This is a genomic window from Duganella levis, assembly GCF_009857605.1.
In the GTDB taxonomy this organism is placed as follows: Bacteria; Pseudomonadota; Gammaproteobacteria; order Burkholderiales; family Burkholderiaceae_D; genus Rugamonas; species Rugamonas levis.
Genome location: NZ_WWCT01000018.1, coordinates 1 through 23,435, shown reverse-complemented (window position 1 = coordinate 23,435; position 23,435 = coordinate 1). Strand labels below are relative to the sequence as shown.

The following is a 23,435-nucleotide window of genomic DNA, read 5'->3' as shown; positions in this document are numbered from 1 at the left end:
GGGCACTGACAGGAAGATGACGCTCAAATGACAGATTTGTAATCCCCACGGCGGCGCAAACAGCCGACAATTCAGCCATCATGAAAATACTTATTGTTGAAGACGAGCCCAAAGCGGGCGACTATCTGGTCAAGGGCCTGCAGGAATCCGGCTACGTGGCCGACCTGGCGCGCAACGGCGTCGATGGCCTGTCATTGGCGCTGGAGATCGATTACGACCTGATCGTGCTGGACGTGATGCTGCCGCAGATGGACGGTTGGCAGGTGCTGGCCAAGCTGCGTGAGCGGAAGGAAACGCCGGTACTGTTCCTGACCGCCCGCGACGACGTGGCCGATCGCGTCAAAGGGCTGGAGCTGGGCGCTGACGATTACCTGGTCAAGCCGTTTGCGTTTGCCGAGTTCTTGGCGCGCGTCAAGACGCTGATGCGGCGCGGCCCGGTGCGCGAGGCGGAAGTGATACGCGTGGCGGACCTGGAAATCGACGTGCTGCGACGGCGCGTGTCGCGCGGCGGCCAGCGCATCGAACTGACCGCCAAGGAATTCGGCCTGCTGCACCTGCTGGCCAAGCGCCAGGGCGAGGTGCTGTCGCGCACGCAGATCGCCTCCATGGTGTGGGACATGAATTTCGACTCCGACACCAATGTGGTGGACGTGGCGATCCGCCGCCTGCGCGTCAAGATCGACGACCCGTATCCGCTCAAGCTGGTGCAGACGGTGCGCGGCATGGGTTATCTGCTGGAACCGCGTTCGTGAAGCGCCGTCCGCTGTCGCTGACGCTGCGCGTGGCCTTGCTGCTGTCGGCGGTGGCGGTGGCCACCTTTCTGGCAGTGGGTGCTTACCTGTATCACACCCTGCAGCGGCAGATGGCTTATCGCGACGACGTCGAGCTGATCGCCAAAGTCAGCCAGATCCGCCGCGTGCTGGCCGAGTTGCCGTCGGTGTCGGCCATGGTGCAGAACGCCCGGCCGCTGACCGACACGCTGTATGGCCACAACGACTTCATGCTGAAGGTGAACGGCGCCGACGGCAAGCAGCTGGTGCAGACCTCGATCACCTCGCGGCCGCTGCCGACAGTGGACAGCGTGCCGGCGCAGCGCGCGCTGACCATGGACGACGTGCACGACTGGCAGCCGGCTATGGGACGCGGCCGCATGGTGCGCGCCACCGGGCTGGTGGGCGTCAATCCGGCCGCCGGCGATGCCGGTGAACCGGTGCAGATCACGCTGGCACGGGAACGGTCGGACCGCTTGCAGCTGCTGCGCGCCTATGTCGCCGACTTGCTGGTGGCGCTGTGCGGCGGCGCCTTGCTGGCGACCGCGCTGGGCTATGCGGTGGTGCGTTACAGCATGCGGCAGTTTCGTTCGGTGATCGCCAAAGCCGGCGACATCAACGCCAGCCGCCTGAATACGCGCCTGTCCGTGGACGATGCGCCGGCCGAGCTGCGACAGATGGGCGAGGCCTTCAACGCCATGCTGGACCGGCTGGAGGACGGCGTGCAGCGCTTGTCCGGCTTTGCCGCCGACTTGGCGCACGACATGCGCACGCCGGTCAACACGCTGATGGTGGAGACCCAGGTGGCGCTGTCGCGTCCGCGCACGCCGGAGGAATACCAGGCGCTGCTGGCGTCCAACTCGGAGGAGTATGAGCGGCTGGCGCGCATGATTGAAAACACGCTGTTCCTGGCGCGGGTCGACAACGCTCAGCTGGCGCTGCGGCGCGAGTCGCTGGACTTGCAGGTGGAATTGCAGCGCATCCACGAGTATTTTGAAATCCTCGCGGATGACGGCGGCGTGCGCCTGACGGTCGAGGCCGAACCGCTGCGCGCCGAGATCGACCCGGTGCTGTTGCAGCGCGCCGTCAACAACCTGGTGTCGAATGCGATCCGCTACACGCCGGCCGGCGGCGAAGTGCACCTGTCGGCGTGCGCGGTGGAAGAGGGCGTGCAGCTGGCGGTCAGCAACACCGGCCCCGGCATCGCGCCCGAGCATCTGCCGCTTATCTTCGACCGCTACTACCGGGCCGACCAGGCGCGTTCCGACCAGGCCCATTCGGCCGGACTGGGCCTGTCCATCGTCCGCGCCATCATGAATTTACATGACGGAAAGATTTCCGTGGATAGCCAACCGGGCGCCAGCACCACGTTTTTCCTGTTGTTCAAAAAAGCCAAAAATAGTTAAAAAATCGTGTCGATTTATGTGGTGCTGGTGCGTCGTAGGGGTAGAGTGAGTTTTTTAACCCAAGGAGACCATCATGACCACCACCGTGATTCCACACCTGGTATGCGAGGGCGCAGCCGACGCCATTGAGTTCTACAAAAAAGCCTTCAACGCCGTCGAGCAGATGCGCATGCCCGGCGATAACGGCCGCATCATGCATGCCGCCCTCACCATCGGCGACTCCACCATCATGCTGGCCGATGACTTCCCCGAATACGGCGGCCTCGGGCCGAAGGCGCTGAAAGGCAGCCCGGTCACGCTGCATATGTATGTGCCGGACGTGGACGCCTCGTTCCAGCAGGCGGTGGACGCCGGCGCCTCGGTGCGCATGGCGCCGGCCGATATGTTCTGGGGCGACCGCTACGGCCAGGTCACCGATCCGTTCGGCCATCACTGGTCCATCGCCACCCACATCAAGGACATGACGCCGGCCGAGATGATGGAAGCGATGAAACAGCAGTCCGAATGCCAATAAGGAGCGCCGCATGCGATTCATGATCATTGTAAAAGCCACCGCCGACTCCGAAGCGGGCAAGCTGCCCAGCACCGAGCTGATGACCGCGATGGGCAAGTTCAACGAGGAGCTGGTCAACGCCGGCGTGCTGCTGGCGGGCGAAGGCTTGCATCCGACCGCCAAGGGCGCGCGCATCCACTTCGACGGCGCCAGCCGCACCGTGACCGACGGCCCGTTCTCCGAAACCAAGGAGCTGATCGCCGGTTTCTGGCTGATCCAGGTGAAATCGAAGGAAGAGGCGATTGAGTGGATGAAGCGCTGCCCGAATCCATTCGACGTGCCGTCGGACATCGAAATCCGTCAAGTGTATGAAATGAGCGACTTTGGCGAAGCCGCCACGCCGGAAGTGGTGGCCCAGGAGGAGGCTTTACGGGCGCGCCTGTGATACCTTAATGCCTAAGTCAATCTGGAGCTCGATGTAATGGAATTCATGGTACTGCGCCGCGCCAATCAAAGCACGGAACGAGGGATACAGCCGCCAGCGCTGGAGCCGGGAATTTTCCTGCGCCCCAGCGTGGAGGCGGTGCGCTTGCAGCGCCGTGACGGCGAATGGGCCGAGCTGAAAGGCCCGTTTCCGCCGAAGGAGCTGATCGCCGGCTTCGTGCTGCTGGAGGCGGCTTCGCGCGAGGATATCGTCGAGCAGGTGCGCTGGTGGCCCCTGTTCGACAGCGGCGCAGTGTATGAAATTCGCGACGCCGGCTGCCCCGGCAACTGCATCGGCTTCGATGAACGCGGCACGGCGGCCGGCACCATCCCAAAGCGCAATGAGGCGTTGAAGCGTTATGTGATCTTCCTGCGTTCGGACGTGTATGCGGAAGCTAACGCCGAACCGCCGCCGGAAGTCATCGACGTGATGAACGCCTTTAACGAAAGCGGCGTGCAGCAAGGCGTGCTGCTGGCCGGCGAGGGGCTGAAGGGCACCGACACCGCCGCCCGCGTCCACTATGCCAACTCGCGCACCTCGGTGGTGGACGGCCCGTTCACCGAAGTGAAGGAGCTGATCGCCGGCTACTGGATGATCCAGGCCGCCTCGCGCGAGGAAGCGATTGCCTGGGCCAAGACTTATCCTTATCCGCAGCCGGGCGAGATCACGCTGGAAATCCGCGAAGCCTGCGAACGCATCGACCGCCAGGAGTTCACGCCGGAGATGGTCAAGGCCGAAGAACGCCTGCGCGCCGAACTGCTGGAAGCGGGGCTGCGCAACGCATTCAGTAAAGCGGCCCGTGGCGGCTGACGTCCACAAAATCGTTGAAGCGGTCTGGCGGATGGAGTCCGCCAAAATCATCGCCGTGCTGGCGCGCATGCTGCGCGACGTCGGCCAGGCCGAGGAGCTGGCGCAGGACGCGCTGGTGCTGGCGCTGGAGCGCTGGCCGGACAGCGGCGTGCCGGAACAGCCGGCCGCCTGGCTGACCACCGTCGCCAAGAACCGCGCACTGGATGCGCTGCGCCGCCGCCAGCTGCATCAGGAAAAAGAACCGCAACTGAGTTACGAAATCGACTTGCAACTGCAGGACGCCGCCCCCAATCTGGACCACGCGGTGGCCGATGCGCTGGAAAACGACATCGGCGACGATGTGCTGCGGCTGGTGTTTGTGGCCTGCCATCCGGTGCTGCCGACCGATGGCCGCGTCGCGCTGACCTTGCGCATGCTGGGCGGCTTGAGCACCGAGGAAATCGCCCGCGCCTTCCTGGTGCCGGAGAAGACTGTGGCGCAGCGCATCGTGCGCGCCAAACGCACGCTGGCCGAGGCCAAGGTGCCGTTCGAGGCGCCGCGCGCGCATGAGCTGCGGGAGCGGCTGGCGTCGGTGCTGCAAGTGATCTACCTGATCTACAACGAAGGCTATTCCGCCAGCGCCGGCGCCGACTGGATGCGGCCCGCGCTGTGCGAAGAAGCGCTGCGGCTGGGACGCGTGCTGGCCGGCTTGCAGCCGGACGAGCCGGAAGTGCACGGGCTGGTGGCGCTGATGGAAATCCAGTCGTCGCGTGCCCGCGCCCGTGTGGGGCCGGCAGGGGAGCCGATCCTGTTGCTGGAACAGGACCGCGCGCGTTGGGATCAACTGCTGATCCGGCGCGGACTGGCGGCGCTGGCACGCGCTGAGCAGAATGGCCGTGGCCTCGGCCCGTATGGCCTGCAAGCCGCCATCGCCGCCTGTCATGCGCGCGCCCGGCAGGCGCAGGACACGGACTGGCCGCGCATCGCCGCGCTGTATGACGCCTTGGCGCAGCTGTCGCCATCACCGATCGTCGAACTGAATCGCGCCGTGGCGCTGTCGATGGCGTACGGTCCGCAGGCGGGACTGGAGGTGGTGGATGGTTTGCTGGAAGCGCCTGCGTTGAAGCACTACCATTTGTTGCCCAGCGTGCGTGGCGACTTGCTGGCCAAGCTGGGACGTCACGACGAAGCGCGCCTGGAATTCAGCCGCGCGGCGTCGCTGACACAGAACGAGCGCGAACGCCAGCTGCTGCTGGCGCGCGCCCAGGCGCATTAAGCCAGCGTGGCTTCCAGCAGCTTGACCAGCGCTTCGATGCCGTCGGCGTCGGCCTGGTCGAAGCGGTTCGGCAGCGGGCTATCGAGGTCGAACACGCCGACGATGGCGCCATCCGGGCCGCGCACCGGCACTACCAGTTCCGAACGCGAATTGACGTCGCAGGCGATGTGGCCTGGGAAGGCATGCACGTCCGGCACGACGATGGCTTTGCCTTCCACCACGGTGGTGCCGCAGACGCCACGGCCTTTCTTGATGCGGATGCAGGCTGGCTTGCCCTGGAACGGGCCGAGGACCAGTTCATCGCCTTTGAGGAAGTAGAAGCCGGCCCAGTTCAGGCCCGGCATGGTGTTGAACACCAGCGAGCTGAAATTGGCGGTGTTGGCGATCAAATCGGTCTCGCCGTGCAGCAGGCCTTGCAGCTGCGGGCGCAGATCGTTGTACATGGCATTTTTGGCGTCGGCGCTGTCGGTGCCGTAAGCGTTGTCGCTGAGGGTGAAGGTCATGATGTGTTGTTCTGAAGATAAGCGCAGGCGCGCCGAGACCTCTATGGTAGCCGATCCGGCCAAATTACGAAGACTTCCTACCCTTTTTGTAGGCAGTATCTGATAGCGGAACGGCCGTGTGCAGGATACTCTGGTGGGCAGCGCTTTACTCACCAAGCGGGGAAATTATGTCCACCAGAAAAAAGAACGCTGAGCCGCCGCGTCACAACAAGCCAAAACAAGTTGAGTCGCCACCACCTCCCACTATCGATATCGACGCCTTGCTGATGGTCGGCGAGGAGCGCGTGCATATCGTGTATGAAGAGGACGATAACATTGCCTTTATGACGGAAGTGATCGATACCCTCTAGCCTCGGTGCGTTCTCTCACAGACGGGAGCGCCGCCGGGCGTGACAATCGGCTATCTCAGTAAAGAAAGCCGTTTATGTCCGCAGATATGGTGATCGTCCGCAAGGAAGGGCTGTATTGCGTGCCCGGCCAGTTTTACATCGACCCGTGGCGGCCGGTGGAGCGGGCCGTCATCACGCATGCGCACGGCGACCATGCACGCGGCGGCCATCAGCACTACCTGACGGCGGCGCCGGGCGTGAATGTGATGAAGTCGCGGCTGGGACCGATCAATATCACCGGACTGGCGTATGGCGAGCAGGTGGTGCATAACGGCGTGACCGTGTCGCTGCATCCGGCCGGCCATGTGCTGGGATCGGCGCAGGTGCGGATGGAGTACCGCGGCGAGGTGTGGGTGGCGTCGGGCGACTACAAGGTGGAGGCGGACCGCACGTGCACGCCGTTTGAGCCGGTGCGCTGCGATACCTTCATCACCGAATCCACGTTCGGCCTGCCGATTTACCGCTGGCAGCCGGAGCAACAAATCTTTGATGACGTTAATGAATGGTGGGCCGCCAATGCGGCGCAGGGTCGCGCCAGTGTGCTGCTAGGCTATAGCTTCGGCAAGGCGCAGCGTTTGTTGAGCGGGCTGGATCCGGCCAATGGTCCGATCATCTGCCACGGCGCGGTGCAGACCTTGAATCAGGTGTATCGCGATGAGGGCGTGTGGTTGCCGTCCACCGTGATGGTGGCCGATGTGCCGAAGAGCGAGATCAGCAGGTCGATCGTGCTGGCGCCGCCATCGGCTGCGGGATCGCCGTGGATCAAGCGTTTTGGCGATTACAGCGATGCCTTTGCCAGCGGCTGGATGCAGCTGCGCGGCGCGCGCCGCCGGCGTGGCGTCGATCGTGGCTTTGTGCTGTCCGATCACGCCGACTGGCCTGGCTTGCTGGAAGCGATCAGCGCCACCGGCGCGCAGCGCGTGATCGTGACGCACGGCTCGATTGCGGTGCTGGTGCGTTGGCTACAGGCGCAAGGCTTGCAAGCCAGCGGCTTCGATACCGAATACGGCGACGATGAGGCCGAGGATGCAAGCGCTCCCGCGCTCCCGGCTGTCGAAGGAGCCGAGCATGCGTGACTTCGCCCGCCTGTACGCCGAGCTGGACGAGACCACGTCCACCACCCGCAAGCTGGCGGCGCTGCAAACCTATTTCACCACCGCCGCGCCGCAAGACGCCGCCTGGGCCGTGTATTTCCTTGCCGGCGGCAAGCCGCGTCAGGCCGTGCCGACGAAGTTGCTGCGCCAGTACGCAATGGAATACGCCGGTCTTGAGGAATGGCTGTTCGACGAGTGCTACCACTCGGTCGGCGACCTGGCCGAAACCATCGCCCTGGTGCTACCGCCACCCACCCATCCAAGCGAAATCGGCCTGGCCGACTGGATCGAACTCGGCATCGCCCCCTTGCGCGGCGCACCGCCGGAAACCGTGCGGGCAGCTCTGTTCACCTACTGGGACCAACTCGACACCCGCGAACGCTTCCTGCTGACCAAGCTGATCGGCGGCGGCTTCCGCGTCGGCGTCTCGCGATTGCTGGTCACGCGCGCGCTCAGCGCCATCGCCGGCCTCGACAGCAAACTGATCGCGCAACGCCTGATGGGCTGGACCGACGGCAGCGTCAGCCCGACCGCAGTCGGCTTCAAACAATTGACGGCAGCCCATGCGCCGGAGGAACTGGCGCAGCGCGGCGGCCAGCCATACCCATTCTTTCTGGCGCACCAGCTGGAACGCGAACCGTCCACGCTGGGCGACCTGGCCGACTGGCAAGTCGAATGGAAATACGACGGCATGCGTGCTCAACTGGTGCGGCGCGAAGGCAAGAACTGGCTATGGTCGCGCGGCGAAGACCTGATCACCGAGCGCTTCCCCGAACTGGCGGCGCTGCGCCTGCCGGACGGCGTAGTGCTGGACGGCGAAATCCTGATCTGGCACGGCGGCACCGCGCCGGCGCCATTCGCCGACCTGCAAAAACGCATGGGCCGCAAACAGGTCTCGGCGCGCCTGCTCGGCGAGTTGCCTGCGGTGATGGTGGCCTACGACCTGCTGGAGCTGGACGGCCGCGACCTGCGCGATCTGCCACAAGCCGAGCGCCGCATGCTGCTGGAACAACTGATCGGCAGTCTGCAAGGCGCGCCGCAACTGCGCCTGTCGCCGCTGATCATGGCGGAAAGCTGGTCGCATCTGGCCGCCATCCGCACCGAATCGCGTGAGCGCGGCGTGGAAGGCATGATGCTGAAGGCGGTGGATGCGCGCTATGGCGTCGGCCGCACCAAGAGCGTCGGTACTTGGTGGAAGTGGAAGATCGATCCCTACAGCGTGGATGCGGTGCTGATCTACGCGCAGGCAGGGCACGGCCGCCGCGCCTCGCTATACACCGACTACACCTTCGCCGTGTGGGATCAGGAGCGCAACCTGGTGCCGTTTGCCAAAGCGTATTCCGGTTTGACGGATGTGGAGATCGCGCAGGTAGATCAAGCGATCCGCAAGACCACCATCGAGAAATTCGGCCCAGTGCGAAGTGTGACGCCGAGCATGGTGTTTGAAATCGGCTTTGAAGGCATCGCTAGTTCGCCGCGCCACAAGTCCGGCATTGCGGTACGCTTCCCACGCATACTGCGGCGGCGCCAGGATAAAACGGTGGACGAGGCCGACACGCTGGACTCGCTGAGAAGCCTGCTCGTGGCGTCATGAAGGCGGAGGCCTGGTTCGCCGCGCGCGGCTGGACGGTGTTCCCGTTCCAGCGCGCCGTGTGGGACGCAGCCGCCGAAGGCCGCTCTGGCCTGCTGCACGCCACCACCGGCTCCGGCAAGACCTATGCCGTCTGGTTCGCCGCCTTGCAGCGCGCCGGTTATGGCGAGCGCTTGCTTGGCCGCTCCAACGCCTTGCGTTCCCGCACGCGCCGTATGCCTGCTGATGCCGGCGACACAGCGCGCAGCGTGGTAAAGACCGGCTTGCGCGTATTGTGGATCACGCCGATGCGGGCGCTGGCCGCCGACACCTTGCGTGCGTTGCAGGAGGCCGCGCCGGACTGGCAAGTGGAGGCCCGCACCGGCGACACGAGTTCCGCGCAACGCGCGCGCCAGAACAAGCGCCTGCCCGACGCCCTGATCACCACGCCGGAAAGCCTGACGCTGCTGCTCAGCCACCCGGACGCCGCCGACCGCTTCAAGCAGCTGCAAATGATCATCATTGATGAATGGCACGAGCTGATGGGCAACAAGCGTGGCGTGCAGACCCAGCTGGCACTGGCGCGCTTGCGGCGGTGGAATCCGTCGCTGCTGGTGTGGGGCTTGTCGGCCACGCTGGGCAATCTGGAACGCGCGCGCGATGTGCTCATGCCGGAAGGCGTCATCATCGAAGGCCATGTCAGCAAAGAGCTGCTGGTGGATACGCTGATTCCTGAAAATCCGTCGCGCTTCCCTTGGGGTGGCCATCTGGGCGTGCAGATGTTGCGGCCTGTGATACGCGAAATCGAGCAGGCGTCCACCACGCTGGTTTTCACCAACACCCGCTCGCATGCCGAGCTGTGGTATCAGCACATGCTGGACGCGCGTCCCGACTGGGCTGGCTTGATCGCGCTGCATCACGGTTCGCTGGACAAGGAGGTGCGCGAGTGGGTGGAGCAGGGGCTCAAACAGGGCCAGCTGAAAGCCGTGGTGTGCACCTCCAGCCTTGACCTCGGCGTCGATTTTTTGCCGGTGGAGCGCGTGCTGCAAATCGGCAGCGCCAAAGGTATCGCCCGGCTGTTGCAGCGCGCCGGCCGCAGCGGCCACGCGCCGGGCCGCATCTCGCGCCTGACGCTGGTGCCGACGCAAAGCATGGAATTGCTGGAAGCGGCCGGCGCCATCCACGCCGTCGCCGCGCGCGACATCGAAGCGCGGCCGGTGCCGGACAAGCCGCTGGACGTGCTGGTGCAGCATCTGGTGACGATCGCGCTGGGCGGCGGCTTCCGCCCTGACGAGTTGCTGGCCGAAGTACGCACCGCCTGGTCATTTCGCCACCTGAGCGACGACGAGTGGCAATGGGCGCTGGACTTCGTCGCGCGCGGCGGCCAGACCTTGATAGCGTACCCCGAATACCGCCGCGTGCTGCCGGATGAGCAGGGCGTCTACCGCGTGCCCGACGCCGCGATTGGCCGACGGCATCGCATGAGCATCGGCACCATCGTTTCCGATTCGTCGTTGCAGGTGAAATACGTCAGCGGCGGCCGGTTGGGCAGCGTGGAGGAATCGTTCATTGCACGCTTGCGCAAGGGCGACCATTTCCTGTTCGCCGGCCGCATCCTGGAATTTGTCCGGCTGCACGAAATGACCGCCTACGTGCGCCGCGCCACCGGCGCCAAGGGGGCGGTGCCACGCTGGCAGGGCGGCCGCATGCCGATGTCGTCCGAGCTGGCGCATGCGGCGCTGGAGCAATTGCGGCTCGCCACGCTGGACCGCTACGAAGGGCCGGAAATGCAGGCGCTCAAGCCCTTGCTGGAGATCCAGCAGCGCTGGTCGTCGCTGCCGACGCCGGACGCCACCGTCATCGAAACCATGCACAGCCGCGAGGGCCGTCATCTGTTCATGTTTCCGTTTGCCGGGCGCTCGGTGCACGTCGGGCTGGCGTCGTTGCTGGCTTACCGCGTCGGCCGCATGACGCCGGTGACGTTTTCGATTGCCGTCAACGACTACGGCTTCGAGTTGCTGTCTGCGCAGGAACTGGAATGGGCGCCGCTGCTGGACGCCGTCCACGGCGCCGATGTCAGCCTATTTAGCACCGACCATCTGCTGGAAGACGTGCTGGCCAGCCTGAACGCCACCGAAATGTCGCAACGCCGCTTCCGCGAAATCGCCCGCATTGCCGGGCTGGTGTTCCAGGGCTATCCGGGGCAGGGCAAGAGTGCGCGCCAGTTGCAGGCGTCGTCGTCCTTGTTCTTTGCGGTATTCAGCCAGCATGACGCCGGCAACCTGTTGCTGACACAGGCCCAGCGCGAAGTATTGGAGCAGGAACTGGAACTGGGCCGCCTGCGCGCCACGCTGCTGGAATTGCAGGCGCGCGCAGTGCGTTTCCATGCGATCAAACGCGCCACACCGTTCGGGTTCGCCTTGATGGTCGAGCGTTTCCGTGAAAAACTGTCTACAGAAAAACTGTCGGACCGCGTAGCCCGCCTGGTGCGCGAACTGGAAAAGGCTGCCGGACCATGATGCTGACCCTGGCCACTGAACGACTGCTGCTGTTACCGCAAAAGGCCGCCTATTGGCCGCGCGAGGGCATGCTGATCATCGCCGACATTCACTTCGGCAAAGCGGCCTCGTTCCGCGCGCTGGGCGTGCCGGTGCCGGCTGGCACCACCAGCGCCAATCTGCTGGGGCTGGATGCGCTGCTGGCGCAGTACGACGTGCGCCACGTCATGTTCCTCGGCGACTTCCTGCATGCGCGCGCGGCCCACGCGCCGGCCACGCTGGCGGCGATGCTGGCCTGGCGCCAGCGCCATCCCGAATTGCGCTTGACGGTGGTACGCGGCAACCACGATGCCCATGCGGGCGATCCGCCGGAGGAACTGGAGATTGAGATGGTGGACGAACCGCATGTGATCGGGCCGTTCGCGTTTTGCCATCACCCGGATGTGCTGGTGCCGTCGTATGTGCTGGCGGGGCATGTGCATCCGGTGTACCGGCTGCGCTCGGGCTGGGAGTCGTTATTGCTGCCGTGTTTTCTGGTGGGGCCGCAGCGCATGGTGTTGCCGTCGTTTGGCGCGTTCACCGGCGGCCATCCGGTGATTGCGCAGCCGGACGAGCGCATGTACGTCAGCAGCGGCGAGGCGGTGTTGCCGATTCCTTGATGCGGAACGCTCCTACATCGGCAATTGTCGGCGTCCTACATCGCGTGATATGGCCGTGAACTAGGATGACTGCTCCTGTGCTGCATGCAGGAGTTTTATCTCAGGAGATAATCATGGCAACCAATGACAAAGGTAACAAACAGAGCGATAACACCAGCAAACGCGGGTTCGCTTCCATGGACCCGGAACAGCAGCGCGAAATCGCTGCCGAAGGCGGTCGCGCCGCGCATGAAAAAGGCACGGCGCATGAGTTCACATCGGAGGAGGCGCGCAAGGCCGGCGCGATGAGTCACAAAAATGATCCGGGACGCAGCAAGCAGAGCGCGAACCCGGGCAACAAGGGCAGCGCCAAACCCGATGAGGAGGAAGAGGAGGGGGAGGATGTGGAACAGGATAACAGCAAGGGCGGGCGGGGCGGCAGCCGGTCGAAATAGCGTGCCGCCGAACCGCGCGTGCTTATAAACAGATCGTGTAATGCTTGCCCATATCCACCGCCGCGCGGCCGGTGACGGCCGCTTTGGCTAGCTGCACCAGCTGCTTCATCTTGCTGGCGCTGGCGTCCCAGTACTCGGCGGTCTGGATGCGGACCCGTATCATGGCCAGATGCGGGTCATCCAGACCGCCGGGGAACCACGCCCGCACCAGCGGGCTCCACAATTCCCGCGCCTTGGCCCGGTCCTTCAACAGATACGCCTGCCCGGTCACCGACAGGTATAACTGCTCGTCCGGATTGGAAAAACTCACATTCACCTCCGGATGCTGCGCCAGATCGTGCGTGAACGCCGCCTCGTCCGAGGTGAAGAACCACATATTGCCCTCGTTATCGATCTGCTGCGTGGTCAGCGGACGGCTGCTCAGCACGTTATCGCCATCCACCGTGGTGAACATGCCGAACTTCACATGCTTGATCTTGGCGGCGATGGTGTTGATTTGTTCCTGCGAATAGAGCGGCATGATGCGCCTCCATGATAAAGGTGTCGTTGCCTTCACCTTAACCCGCTTGCCGCCCGCACAATGTGCGCAACTTTACATAGCAGATACACAATCGGCTTGACCAGTCAAATGATAATCATTATCATTTATGTTTTTCGTCGAGGGAATTCACGTGAGCGTACAAGGCGCCAGTTCCGCCCGCAATGCCAGCCGCGCCGTCTGGCTGAAGCAGTTGCACCAGTGGCATTGGATCAGTTCGGCCATGTGCCTGCTCTGCATGTTCCTGTTTTCGGTCACCGGCATCACGCTGAACCACGCGTCGCAGATCGAGGCCAAACCGGCCATCACCCGCCAGCAGGCGCAGCTGCCGGCGCCGCTGACGACCCAGCTGCGCAGCTATGCCGAGCAACACGACGGCGCCAAGGAGCCGCTGCCGGCGCCGGTTGAGCAATGGCTGAAGGATACCTTCAAGGTGCAGCCGGGCGGCCGCAACGCCGAGTGGGCCACCGACGAAGTCTATCTGGCGATGCCGAAAGCCGGCGGCGACGCTTGGGTGCGCATCGGCCTGGAAGACGGCGCGACCGAATTCGAAAACACCGACCGCGGCTGGATCTCCTGGTTGAACGATGTCCACAAGGGCCGCAACACCGGCCCGGCGTGGAACTGGTTCATCGACATCTTCGCCGTGCTGTGCCTGGTTTTCTGCATCACCGGTTTATTGATTTTGAAGTTCCATGCGGCGAATCGTCCGTTCACCTGGCCGATGGTAGGCCTGGGCGTGTTGATTCCCATAGTAATTGCACTGCTGTTTATCCATTAATCCACGACAGGACTTCCATGAAATTACGCTACTCCATCGCGCTTAGTCTGCCACTCGCCAGTGCTTCGGCCATGGCCGCCGATCTGGCCCTCAAACTCGACGTACCGCAGTTGAACGTGGCGGAATACCATCGTCCTTACATCGCTGCGTGGGTGGAAAACGCCGACCAGCAAGTGGTGGCCAACCTGGCCGTGCTGTACGACACCAAGAAAAAGGACAACGCCGGCACCAAGTGGCTGAAGGACATGCGTTCGTGGTGGCGCAAGACCGGCCGTGAACTGACGATGCCGCTGGATGGCGTGTCGGGCGCGACCAAGGCGCCAGGCGAATTCACGCTGAATGCTCCGAAAGGCGCGCTGGACAAGCTGCCAGCCGGCCAGTACACCGTGATGGTGGAAGCGGCGCGCGAAGCCGGTGGCCGTGAAGTGGTCAAGGTGCCGCTGCAGTGGCCGCCGAAGTCGGCACAGAACGTGAACGGCCAGGGCAAGGAAGAACTCGGCGCGGTAGTTGTGCAAGTCAAACCATAAGAACGGACGGGGATATGTCGAAAATGAATAAGTCGTTGATCGCACTGGCGCTGGCTGGCCTGTCCGTCGTCTCGCTGAATGCGCAGGCGCACAAGCCGTACATCCTGGCCTCGACCACGGAAGTGGAACCGGCGCGTGATGGTTCGGCCTGGGTGACGTTTGACGCCGCCGTGGCCGAAAACCTGTTCACCATCGACTTCACGCTGAAGCTGGACGGCCTGAGCATTACCGCGCCGGACGGCAGCGCATTGCAGCCGCAGAACGTCAACAATGGCAAGCTGCGCAGCACGTTCGACCTGAATCTGCCGAAGCCGGGTACCTACAAAGTCGCGCTGGTCAACGCCGCCGTGATGGGCAGCTACAAGGACAAGGAAGGCAATATGAAGCGCTTCCGCGCCACCGAGGAAACGCTGTCGAAGGAAGTGCCGGCCGACGCCACCGAGGTGAAAATCTCGCGTCAGGAAACCCGTTTGGAAACCTTCGTCTCCACCGGCAAGCCGGACATGAATGTGTTCAAGCCGACCGGCAAGGGCCTGGAAATGGTGCCAGTCACCAATCCAACCGAGCTGCACGCGGGTGACAAGGTGACCTGGCGCTTCCTGGTGGACGGCAAACCGGCCGCCAACCAGGGCGTGAGCCTGTTCCAGGGCGGCGTCAAATTCCGCGGCACGCTGGGCGAAATCCGCCAGACCACCAACGACAAGGGCGAACTGACGCTGACGCTGCCGGCCGCCGGCCAATACATGATCAGCAGCAGCTGGCCTGAAATCAAACGCGTCGAAGGCCAGCCGCCGCAGATGGCGCCGCGCCGCGTCAGCTACTCGGCCGTGGTCGAGATCCTGCCGGAATAAGGCAGGCATGCGCCGGGTTCTTCTGCCACACGATGTTTCCGATGACCCGGCGCCAGCAGGCGGCGTGATCCGCGACTACGCTGGCCGCAGCATGGGCACCAGCTGGTCGGTGCGGCTGGTGGCCGCGGCGGATGCTGCCTGTGATAATTTGCAGGACGGGCTGCAACAGCAGCTCGATTCCATCGTGGCTGAAATGAGCCACTGGGAAACCGATTCGGACCTGGGCCGCTTCAACCATGCCCCCGCCGACAGCTGGCACGTGTTGCCGCCGGCCTTTTTCGACGTACTGTCTTTCGCGATGGATGTAGCGCGCGCTTCCGGCGGCGCCTACGATCCGACCGCCGGCACGCTGGTCAACCTGTGGGGCTTCGGCCCGTGGGGACGCTACGACCAGCCGGATTTTGTGCCGCCTTCCAACGATGAAATCAGCATCGCCCGCAGCCAGTTGGCGGCGCGGCCGGTGCGCTTGCAGCGCGATGGCCGCAAGGCTTGGCAGCCGGGCGGCGTGCAACTGGACTTGTCGGCTGTGGCCAAGGGCTACAGCGTCGACCGGTTGTCTTACTACCTGAAAACACAGGGCTTTGCGCACCACCTGGTCGAGGTGGGCGGCGAATTGCGCGGCGCCGGCGTCAAGCCGGACGGCCAGCCGTGGTGGGTGATGCTGGAGCAGGTCACCGACATTGCACCGGGCGCAGCCGCGCCGGACGAGCTGGTGCTGGCCTTGCATGGGCTGGCGGTCGCCACCTCGGGCGACTATCGCCGTTATTTCGAACTGGATGGCAAGCGCTACTCCCACACCATCGATCCGCGCAGTGGCATGCCGATCGCCAACGACCTGGCCTCCGTCACGGTAGTGCACGCGCAGTGCATGGCGGCCGATGCCTGGTCCACCGCGCTGACCGTGCTGGGCTGGCGCGACGGCCTGCATCTGGCCGAACTGCAAGGGCTGGCCGCGCGCTTTGTCGTGCGTCAGCCGGACGGCAGTTTCGCCGAATACCTGAGCACCCATTTACGCAGCATGTTAGACGAATAATGATTTGGACCAACGACCCTTCCCGATTGATGATGGTGGCAGGCATGAGCGTGGGGTACGCGCTGGTGTGCCTGGCGCCGTACCTGCGCACGCGCCGCAAGCGCCAGGCCGCCGCGCGTGCCAAGGCGGAAGCGGCGGCCTCGCCCGGCTGGATCGTCACCTACGCCAGCCAGACCGGCAATGCCGATGAACTGGCGCAGCAAACTGCCGCGACGCTGAAGCTGGCCGGTATTCCGGCACGGCTGTGCGAATTGTCCGAACTGGACGCGCAAGACCTGCAGGATGCCGAGCGCATCCTGTTCCTGGTCAGCACCTATGGCGAGGGCGACGCGCCGGATGCGGCGGCTGGCTTTGCAGGCCGTCTGATGACCACCTCGCTGCCGCTGCCGCAACTGCATTACGCGGTGCTGGCGCTGGGCGACAGTGCTTATGCGCAGTTTTGCGGCTTTGGCCGTTCGCTGGATCAATGGTTGCAGGCGCAGGGCGCGCAAAGCCTGTTCCCGCGCGTGGAAGTGAACCGTAGTTCGGAAGAGGCGATCGGGCAATGGCGGCAGCAACTGAGCCATCTGGCCGGCACCAGCGACGCGCCGGACTGGGGTGCGCCGGCGTTTGACGAATGGCGTCTGAGCGAGCGGGTGCAGCTGAATGCCGGCAGCGCCGGCGCGCCCGTGTATCACCTGGAGCTCGAACCGCTGAATGGCGCGCTGCCGGCGTGGCAATCGGGCGATCTGGTGCAGGTGGCCGCGCCGGCCGATCCATCGCGCGCGCGGGAATATTCAATTGCCTCGATTCCGGCCGATGGCCGCGTCCATTTGCTGGTGCGTCTGCATGCGCATGACGACGGCAGCCATGGCGTGGCGTCCGGCTGGCTGACGCAGCAGGCGTCGCTGGGCGAGACGGTGCAATTGCGGCTGCGCCAGCATCGCCGCTTCCGCCTGGAAGGCAACGCCGAGCGGCCACTGATTTTGATCGGCAACGGAAGTGGTATCGCCGGCCTGCGCGGTCACCTGAAAGCGCGCGCGCTGGCAGGGCAGGGACGCAACTGGCTGCTGTTCGGCGAACGCAACGCCGCCTACGACTACCACTACCGCGCCGAACTGGACGGCTGGCAGCGCGACGGCATGCTGGAAAAACTGGACATGGTGTTTTCGCGCGACCAGGCCGAACGGCGCTATGTGCAAGACCGTCTGGCAGAACAGGCGGAATTGGTGCGTGACTGGATCGCCGAAGGCGCCGCCATCTACATCTGCGGCAGCCTGGATGGCATGTCGGCCGGCGTCGACGCAGCACTGGAAACCGCGCTAGGCCGCGACGGCCTGGATGCACTAGCCGCCGCCGGCCGCTACCGCCGCGACGTCTACTAAAACTCCGGGGTCAGGTCCGGCACTTGGACACGAACCCAACCGTAGCGAACGTTACGGTTGGGTTCGTGTCCAAGTGCCGGACCTGACCCCGGATTTAATCGGCGCTGGCTTGTTCCAGGCCGCGGGCGAGGCTGGAGATGGAGGGGTTGTCGATGAAGACGCAACGCTTGCCGTTGCGCTTGCAGTAGTCTTTCACCCGCCAGTACGCGCTGTGGCTGATGCAGCCGGTCTGGCAAATCACCAGGTCGGCCGCCGCCAGGCTCGCTTCCAGGCGGTTGGCGTTGTCTTCCAGGCCGCCGTCGTGATGGCTGAATTGCGCGCCTTCGCGCTCGATCAGTTCGCGATAGCTGGCGACGTTGCCGTTGCGGCCGCCTACACACAACACCGCGCGTTCACGCAGGCTCAGCGGCATTTTCATGACGTGTTCGACCACTTGGCGGGCCGCTTCCTGTACCGGCGCCGGGGCTACTGACGCTTCGTTCGCGCGCGCCAGTTCCAGTTTCAGTTCGGCGATCTGGTTGCGCATGGCGCGTTCGCGTTCTTCCACCTGGCCCAGCCGTTCGGCCAGCTTGGCGCGCGATTCCAGGCCCGGAATCGATTCGCGCAATTGCTCCAGCTCGCCTCTGATCGAGTCGATCATGCTGTCCTTGCCCACCACCTGCGCGCGCAGCTGCATCAGTTGCGAGGCGTGCTTGTCGGCGTCGGTGGTTTTCTCGGCCATCAGCGCGGTGGCGCGTTGCTGGGCTTTGGCCAGGTCGTGCGTCAGGCGCTTGTTTTCTTCCAGCGTGGCGTTGAATTTGGTGATGTCGGCGCGCACGCACGCGCCGGCCTGGTGCTGCACCATGTGCAGGTCGCGGCACATCTGTTCTTCCAGTTCGGAATTGCAGCGCGGATGCGTCAGGCCGGCCCAGAAGGCGCCGGCGACGTCGCCGTTGTTGACGGCGGTGCGCCACAGCTCGGCCACCTGTTCGGTGGTCTTGGCGTTGCGGAAACGCAGCAGCACGGCGGCGTAGCGACGTTCCAGCTCTTTTTGCAGCGCTTCCGACAGGCGGTTGCGGCTGGCGCATTCGGTGACCGCGCCGACGTGCACTTCGTAATCGTCGGCCACTACTTTACCGCTGGTGACTTTATCCACCAGCTTGCGCAGCACGCCCAGCGGGAAGCCGACCCCGACCAGCGGGCAGTGGCAAGCATGGCCCAGTTCCCACAGCCGGCGGCGGCGCGAAGCCTGCGCTTCCGGTTCCTTGCCCAGCACGCTGAAGACGTTGTTGATGACCGGCTTGATGACTTGCCGGGCGCTCTGCTCGGCCGGACGCGGGCTCGGCTGGGCTACCGGCCCGGCCACCTGTGGCATGGCGGCGGCGATGATGGCCGCCAGTGGATCGTGTTTCTCGCACATATACCAGAGGCTCCGCTTAGGCGACCGACGGCGCAGTGCGCGCGCGGGCCATGATGCGGCTCAGGAAGTTGGTCTTTTCCTGTTCGTGCATGTTGCGCTCCACCTCGCTTGCCCACTGTTCCGACAACTGGGCGCAGGTCGCGCTCAGCACCGGCGCCAGTTCCGGCAGGCCGGCCAGTGCTTTCAGATGGCGCTCGATCACCGAGGCCAGCTTGACGCAGCCACCGGCGTCGTCGCTGCCGGCGGTGTAGTGCGACATCAGATGCAGCACGGCGGACAGCATCAGTTCGGGATTGTGGCCGCCATGCGATGAGGCGAGGAAAATCGGGTTGCTATGTTCGATGGCCATCAGACGCTCCAGGTGTGGAAAGAGAGGGTGGCTGGCGGTGGCTGGCTACTCAAGGGGGAGATTGGGCGCGGCGGCGCCCTTTAACGCACAGTTAATCGGTACGGCACAAATCAGGCGGTCAGGATCAGCTTGTTCAGCTGGGTGATGCGCAGGCGGTAGACGCGGCCGCCGTGTTCGATTTCCATCTCGCGGCCGCCATCCATCAGGCCGGCGCTGCTGACGCGTTTGACCGGCTTGACCGCCTGGGCGGCAGCTACGGCGACAGGGTGGGCGGCTACAACAGGGGCCATCGCAGGGGTAGTCGTGATCATCTTCGCTTCTCCTTAATAAGAATGATTCGTATTTGCATTCATTATTGAGGAAGACGCGGCGGAATGCAAGCGTTTTTCCAGTCTTTTCGTTACCAAGACGATAAAAAAACGGCCCAGTCAACGACCGGGCCCAAGGCTGGGTAATGCGGGAGGTAGTACTTGAATCACTACAATGAATCACTGCGGGTTACTACAAAGCCGCCAGCAACTGGCCGGACGGTACGGTATCGCCACCTTTTGCCTTGCTGGTGGCGGGCTTGCCCCGCGTGCGCGAGGGCGGCAGGCGGCGCAAGGTTTTCAGGGCTTCAGGGTCCTTGATGCCGATGGTGCGCTGGTCGACGCTGATCAGGCCGATCTCGTTGAAGGCGGACAGGGTGCGGCTGACGGTCTCCAGCGTCAGGCCCAGGTAGCTGCCGATTTCGTGGCGCGTCATGCGCAGGTTGAACAGCTTGCTGGAATAGCCCATCTGCGCAAAGCGTTCCGCCAGCGCCACTAGGAAGCGCGCCACCCGGGCTTCGGCGCTGAGCGCGCCCAGCATGCCGATCATGGCCTGCTCGCGCACCAGTTCGCGGCTCATGACGCCGTACATCATGTTTTCCAGCTCCAGGTGGATGCGGCCCAGTGCGGTCAGTTTCTTGAATGGCAGCAGGATCAGGTCGCAATCCGACAGCGCCACCGCTTCCGACGAGTAGTGGCGGGTGTGGATGCCGTCGACCCCCAGCATGTCGCCCTTCATCGGGAAGCTGAGCACCTGCTCGTTGCCGTATTCGTCGATGAGCACGGTTTTGAGGAAGCCCGAGTTGACGATGTACAGCGTGTCGAACGGTTGGCCGATGGTGTGGATGCGCTGGCCGGTTTTAAACTGCACGTGCTGGAACAGCAATTCCTCGTTGGCCATCGAATTGGCGGCGGGAATGTGCAGCAAGTCGCAGACCTCTTTGAGGTTCGACCAGAGCCGCCCCTGCCGCTGGCGGCCGGCTTCCATCGACGACGATTGCAGCGCCGTCGTGGCCGGGCGAATTTCAGACGTTTGCGTGGACAGCATAGTGGTCTCCTGTAGACAGGTATCTGAACGGTATGGTTTCAGTATGCCAACACAGAGGTCGGATAGATATCAGCAATGGCTGAATCTACTGGTAGGAGTCGGGCTAAAGTTTGTAGGAGTCGTCCTACAGGTGAGCTCGGCTGTCAGGTTTTGAAGGGGGACAACAGGCGGTGCGCGACGGCGTACTGCACCATTTCCGCCAATGAGCTCATGCCCATTTTCTGCATGATGCGGGTTTTGTGGGTGCTGACGGTCTTCACGCTCAGGTGCAGGCTGTTGGCGATCTCGGTGATGGAGCGGCCCGCCACCAGCAGCGAGAACACCTCGAATTCGCGGTCCGACAGTTGTTTATGCAACAGCGACTCGTGCGGCATCATGATGTTGAGCGCCAGTTGCTCGGCCACTTCGGTGCTGATGTACGGGCGTCCGGAGGCCACCTTGCGGATTGCGCCTACCAGCTGGGTGCCGGCGCTTTCCTTGGTCAGATAACCCTGGGCGCCGGCGCGGATGGCGCGCACCGCGTACTGCTCTTCCTCGTGCATGGTCAGGATCAGGATGGCCAGCTTGGGCGCCTCGGCCTTGACCTGACGGATCAGGTCGACGCCGCTGCGGCCCGGCATCGACAAGTCCAGCAGCAGCAGGTCGAAGCCGCCCTGGCGCACATGGCCCAGCACCTCGAAGCCGTCGATGGCCTCGCCCACGATGTCGATATCCGGCGCGCCATCAAGAATGCGCTTCAGCCCCTCGCGCATGATGGTGTGGTCGTCGGCAATCACTATACGAATCATGGGAAGGCGCTAGAAAATGATTAATAGTAAGTGTTGTTACTCTTGAATCAAGCTTATGATATTACTACAAACAGCATCCGGTGGGCGCTTATTTGGTACCGGGTTCCTTGATGAGGCGGTGCACCAGCACCGGAATTTTGGAATGCTGCAACACCTTGTTGGTAACGCTTCCAAGTAGTAGCTGGCCCCAGCCGCTGCGGCCGTGCGATCCCATGAAGATCAGGTCGCAGCCATGTTGTTGCGCGACGTCGACGATTTTCAGCGCGGCGCTCTCGTGGAAGGCGGTCAGCGTTGCGCAGTTGACGCCGCGCCTGGCGCAGGAATCGGCCACGTCCTGGGTGTGGTCGGCGCCGGCGCGCTCCATGGCGGCGCGGTATTCGGCCTCGCTGGGGTAGCTGGGTGGAATGATTTCGACGTAGATCGGGTACTGGTATTCCGGCGCGACAAACAAGGCCAGCACTTCGGCGCCCAGCTGCTCGGCAAATTGTACGCCGGCGCAGGCGGTCTTGCTGGATACGGCCGAGCCGTCGGTGGTGATCAGGATTTTGCGGTACATGACAAACCTCCTTTTATGCATCAACTCACAATATGATTGTAGCCCCGATTTACATTATTGACAGTATGGAAAGACTTGATGTTTATCAAATAAAATCGCTTTATCCTGTGGTGCAGGGTGTGGGCTTTTATGCGTCTGACACGTTTTTTTTGCACTAAAGCACTACTTTTGTGTCCTGCGGCATACCTCGGCGATCTTTCCAATGTTAGTATCTCCAAATACAGCTAGTTTAGGCAGTAAATTTATCAATATGGAGAAGCAGGGATTATGACTAACGCCGCTGACGATTTCGACGCCTTATTTGAAGAAGTGTCCGCTCAGAGCAAGACAGCAGCGCCCGCTCCAGCGCCTGCGCCAGCCCCGGCCGCCAGCGCAGAAGACGACCTGGAAAGCCTGTTTGAAGAAGTCGCAGCGGCCCGTCCGGCCGAGGCAGCCCCCGCCGCCGTTGCTGCGCCAGCCCCGGCAGCCGCAGCCGAGGCTGCACCCGTCGAAGACAAGGCCATGTTCGAACGCCTGGGCGGCATCGTGCGTCTGCTGCACGATTCGCTGCGCGAGCTGGGCTACGACAAGGCGCTGACCGAAGCGTCGAGCCAGATCAACGATGCCCAGGACCGCCTCGAATACGTCGCCACGCTGACCGAGCAAGCCGCCAACAAGGTGCTCAACACCCTGGACGAGGGCATGCCGGAGCAGGACACGCTGTCGAAAAAATCAAAAGACATGGAAACCCGCTGGGCCGACCTGTTCGCAGGTAAGCTCAGCCTGGAACAGTTCAAGCAACTGGCCGGCGATTCGCAGCAGTTCGCGATTGCCGTGTCGGCCGCCACCGAAGCTGAAAAGGCGCGCCTGCTGGAAATCATGATGGCCCAGGACTTCCAGGACATCACCGGTCAATTGATCAAGAAAGTGGTGACTATCACGAAAACTGTCGAGAGTGAATTGGCCACGCTGCTGCGCGACAATGCGCCGCCGGCGGTCAAGGAGAAGATTGCACAGAAAGAAGTGTCCCTGATGTCCGGTCCGTCCGCTCCGACCGTGGCGCTGAATCAGGACAGTGTTGACGATCTTCTTGCCGATCTGGGGTTCTAATGGACGATATGCTGAAGGATTTCGTCGTTGAGGCGATGGATCTGGCGGTCAACGTGGAGGAGCACCTGCTGCGCCTCGAACGTGACCCCGAGAATAAGGAAACGCTGAACGCGGTGTTCCGTTCGTTCCATACGATCAAGGGCGGCGCCGGTTTCATGGGCCTGCCCGCCATGGTGACGGCCTGCCACCTGACCGAGAATCTGTTTGACGCCCTGCGTACCGGCGCCGCGCCGGTGACGCCGCTGTCGATCGAAGCCGCGCTGCAAGCGTCGGGCTTTGTGGCCGACCAACTGGCCGAACTGAACGACGGCGCCGAGCCGAGCAGCCTGCCGGCCCTGCCGGGCGATCTGGAACAGCTGCTGAACGACGCCATCGCCGGCAAGTCCAGCGCGCCTGCCAAGCCTGCCGCCGCTGCTGCGCCTGCACCGGCGCCCGTTGC

27 protein-coding genes are annotated in these 23,435 nt (G+C 63.6%); 19 read left to right on the top strand and 8 right to left on the bottom strand.

Going from position 1 to position 23,435, the window contains the following annotated elements; genetic code table 11:
• Positions 1-80 precede the first annotated feature (80 nt).
• The 6 genes from GTP69_RS20300 to GTP69_RS20275 all read left to right on the top strand — a co-directional run bounded on the left by GTP69_RS20300 (position 81) and on the right by GTP69_RS20275 (position 5,218).
• On the top strand, positions 81-752 hold the full coding sequence (locus GTP69_RS20300) for a heavy metal response regulator transcription factor (RefSeq protein ID WP_161056551.1): 672 nt from the start codon (positions 81-83) through the stop codon (positions 750-752).
• Entirely contained in the window at positions 749-2,176 is a 1,428-nt protein-coding gene (locus GTP69_RS20295; protein WP_161056550.1) for a heavy metal sensor histidine kinase, read from the top strand. Before GTP69_RS20300 ends, GTP69_RS20295 begins: the two co-directional genes overlap by 4 nt.
• Positions 2,177-2,249: 73 nt before the next feature.
• Positions 2,250-2,690, top strand: a complete 441-nt coding sequence (locus tag GTP69_RS20290) for a VOC family protein (RefSeq protein ID WP_161056549.1) — start codon at positions 2,250-2,252, stop codon at positions 2,688-2,690.
• Between the two features lie 10 nt (positions 2,691-2,700).
• Positions 2,701-3,114 carry a YciI family protein gene (locus GTP69_RS20285; RefSeq protein WP_161056548.1) on the top strand — a complete coding sequence of 138 codons (414 nt, stop codon included), beginning with the start codon at positions 2,701-2,703 and terminating at the stop codon, positions 3,112-3,114.
• 36 nt (positions 3,115-3,150) lie between these two features.
• Positions 3,151-3,963 (top strand): YciI family protein, encoded by an 813-nt coding sequence (locus GTP69_RS20280; protein WP_161056547.1) that lies wholly within the window; start codon positions 3,151-3,153, stop codon positions 3,961-3,963.
• 31 nt (positions 3,964-3,994) lie between these two features.
• Positions 3,995-5,218 (top strand): RNA polymerase sigma factor, encoded by a 1,224-nt coding sequence (locus GTP69_RS20275; RefSeq protein WP_161056546.1) that lies wholly within the window; start codon positions 3,995-3,997, stop codon positions 5,216-5,218.
• Here GTP69_RS20275 and msrC read toward each other — a convergent pair.
• A complete protein-coding gene (gene msrC / locus GTP69_RS20270) occupies positions 5,215-5,721 on the bottom strand; it encodes a free L-methionine (R)-S-oxide reductase MsrC (RefSeq protein ID WP_161056545.1) in 507 nt (168 codons plus the stop codon). The genes GTP69_RS20275 and msrC overlap by 4 nt on opposite strands.
• Positions 5,722-5,888: 167 nt before the next feature.
• Here msrC and GTP69_RS20265 point away from each other — a divergent pair, with 167 nt between their 5' ends.
• The 6 genes from GTP69_RS20265 (at position 5,889) to GTP69_RS20240 (ending at position 12,365) form a co-directional block, all read left to right on the top strand.
• Positions 5,889-6,071, top strand: a complete 183-nt coding sequence (locus GTP69_RS20265; RefSeq protein ID WP_161056544.1) for a hypothetical protein — start codon at positions 5,889-5,891, stop codon at positions 6,069-6,071.
• A 74-nt stretch (positions 6,072-6,145) separates the two neighbouring features.
• Positions 6,146-7,186 carry a ligase-associated DNA damage response exonuclease gene (locus GTP69_RS20260; protein ID WP_161056543.1) on the top strand — a complete coding sequence of 347 codons (1,041 nt, stop codon included), beginning with the start codon at positions 6,146-6,148 and terminating at the stop codon, positions 7,184-7,186.
• Positions 7,179-8,798 carry an ATP-dependent DNA ligase gene (locus GTP69_RS20255; protein ID WP_161056542.1) on the top strand — a complete coding sequence of 540 codons (1,620 nt, stop codon included), beginning with the start codon at positions 7,179-7,181 and terminating at the stop codon, positions 8,796-8,798. The genes GTP69_RS20260 and GTP69_RS20255 overlap by 8 nt, the downstream gene beginning before the upstream one ends.
• Positions 8,795-11,293 (top strand): ligase-associated DNA damage response DEXH box helicase, encoded by a 2,499-nt coding sequence (locus GTP69_RS20250; protein WP_161056541.1) that lies wholly within the window; start codon positions 8,795-8,797, stop codon positions 11,291-11,293. The genes GTP69_RS20255 and GTP69_RS20250 overlap by 4 nt, the downstream gene beginning before the upstream one ends.
• Positions 11,290-11,931, top strand: coding sequence for a ligase-associated DNA damage response endonuclease PdeM (gene pdeM, locus GTP69_RS20245; protein ID WP_161056540.1), 642 nt, complete (start codon positions 11,290-11,292; stop codon positions 11,929-11,931). The genes GTP69_RS20250 and pdeM overlap by 4 nt, the downstream gene beginning before the upstream one ends.
• Positions 11,932-12,044: 113 nt before the next feature.
• Positions 12,045-12,365 carry a KGG domain-containing protein gene (locus GTP69_RS20240; protein WP_161056539.1) on the top strand — a complete coding sequence of 107 codons (321 nt, stop codon included), beginning with the start codon at positions 12,045-12,047 and terminating at the stop codon, positions 12,363-12,365.
• 22 nt (positions 12,366-12,387) lie between these two features.
• Here GTP69_RS20240 and GTP69_RS20235 read toward each other — a convergent pair whose 3' ends face one another.
• Complete coding sequence (locus GTP69_RS20235; RefSeq protein WP_161056538.1) at positions 12,388-12,885, bottom strand: pyridoxamine 5'-phosphate oxidase family protein; 498 nt, start codon at positions 12,883-12,885, stop codon at positions 12,388-12,390.
• 151 nt (positions 12,886-13,036) lie between these two features.
• Here GTP69_RS20235 and GTP69_RS20230 point away from each other — a divergent pair, with 151 nt between their 5' ends.
• The 5 genes from GTP69_RS20230 to GTP69_RS20210 are packed head-to-tail and all read left to right on the top strand — an operon-like array spanning position 13,037 to position 17,459.
• Positions 13,037-13,684 carry a PepSY-associated TM helix domain-containing protein gene (locus tag GTP69_RS20230; protein WP_161056537.1) on the top strand — a complete coding sequence of 216 codons (648 nt, stop codon included), beginning with the start codon at positions 13,037-13,039 and terminating at the stop codon, positions 13,682-13,684.
• 17 nt (positions 13,685-13,701) lie between these two features.
• Positions 13,702-14,211, top strand: a complete 510-nt coding sequence (locus GTP69_RS20225) for a DUF2271 domain-containing protein (protein WP_161056536.1) — start codon at positions 13,702-13,704, stop codon at positions 14,209-14,211.
• A 23-nt stretch (positions 14,212-14,234) separates the two neighbouring features.
• Positions 14,235-15,062, top strand: a complete 828-nt coding sequence (locus GTP69_RS20220) for a DUF4198 domain-containing protein (RefSeq protein ID WP_308494444.1) — start codon at positions 14,235-14,237, stop codon at positions 15,060-15,062.
• 7 nt (positions 15,063-15,069) lie between these two features.
• A complete protein-coding gene (locus GTP69_RS20215; RefSeq protein WP_161056534.1) occupies positions 15,070-16,095 on the top strand; it encodes an FAD:protein FMN transferase in 1,026 nt (341 codons plus the stop codon).
• Positions 16,095-17,459: a sulfite reductase subunit alpha gene (locus tag GTP69_RS20210; RefSeq protein ID WP_161056533.1), complete on the top strand. Its 1,365-nt coding sequence runs from the start codon at positions 16,095-16,097 to the stop codon at positions 17,457-17,459. The genes GTP69_RS20215 and GTP69_RS20210 overlap by 1 nt, the downstream gene beginning before the upstream one ends.
• 94 nt (positions 17,460-17,553) lie before the next feature.
• On the opposite strand, the gene GTP69_RS20205 is transcribed toward GTP69_RS20210, so the two are convergent.
• From GTP69_RS20205 to GTP69_RS20180, 6 genes are all read right to left on the bottom strand, one after another.
• Complete coding sequence (locus GTP69_RS20205) at positions 17,554-18,858, bottom strand: DUF2325 domain-containing protein (protein WP_161056532.1); 1,305 nt, start codon at positions 18,856-18,858, stop codon at positions 17,554-17,556.
• 16 nt (positions 18,859-18,874) lie between these two features.
• Entirely contained in the window at positions 18,875-19,207 is a 333-nt protein-coding gene (locus GTP69_RS20200; protein ID WP_110844554.1) for a hypothetical protein, read from the bottom strand.
• A gap of 110 nt (positions 19,208-19,317) precedes the next feature.
• Complete coding sequence (gene hemP, locus GTP69_RS20195; protein ID WP_202424504.1) at positions 19,318-19,518, bottom strand: hemin uptake protein HemP; 201 nt, start codon at positions 19,516-19,518, stop codon at positions 19,318-19,320.
• A 190-nt stretch (positions 19,519-19,708) separates the two neighbouring features.
• Positions 19,709-20,503 carry a Crp/Fnr family transcriptional regulator gene (locus GTP69_RS20190; protein WP_161056662.1) on the bottom strand — a complete coding sequence of 265 codons (795 nt, stop codon included), beginning with the start codon at positions 20,501-20,503 and terminating at the stop codon, positions 19,709-19,711.
• Between the two features lie 203 nt (positions 20,504-20,706).
• Positions 20,707-21,351, bottom strand: a complete 645-nt coding sequence (locus GTP69_RS20185; RefSeq protein WP_110844552.1) for a response regulator — start codon at positions 21,349-21,351, stop codon at positions 20,707-20,709.
• A gap of 88 nt (positions 21,352-21,439) precedes the next feature.
• Positions 21,440-21,907 carry a universal stress protein gene (locus GTP69_RS20180; protein ID WP_161056531.1) on the bottom strand — a complete coding sequence of 156 codons (468 nt, stop codon included), beginning with the start codon at positions 21,905-21,907 and terminating at the stop codon, positions 21,440-21,442.
• A 267-nt stretch (positions 21,908-22,174) separates the two neighbouring features.
• Here GTP69_RS20180 and GTP69_RS20175 point away from each other — a divergent pair, with 267 nt between their 5' ends.
• Together GTP69_RS20175 and GTP69_RS20170 are read left to right on the top strand one after the other, a co-directional pair.
• Complete coding sequence (locus GTP69_RS20175; RefSeq protein ID WP_161056530.1) at positions 22,175-22,996, top strand: protein phosphatase CheZ; 822 nt, start codon at positions 22,175-22,177, stop codon at positions 22,994-22,996.
• Positions 22,996-23,435 (top strand): Hpt domain-containing protein (locus tag GTP69_RS20170; RefSeq protein ID WP_202424503.1); only part of this gene is annotated, 440 nt, incomplete at its 3' end. The genes GTP69_RS20175 and GTP69_RS20170, both read left to right, overlap by 1 nt.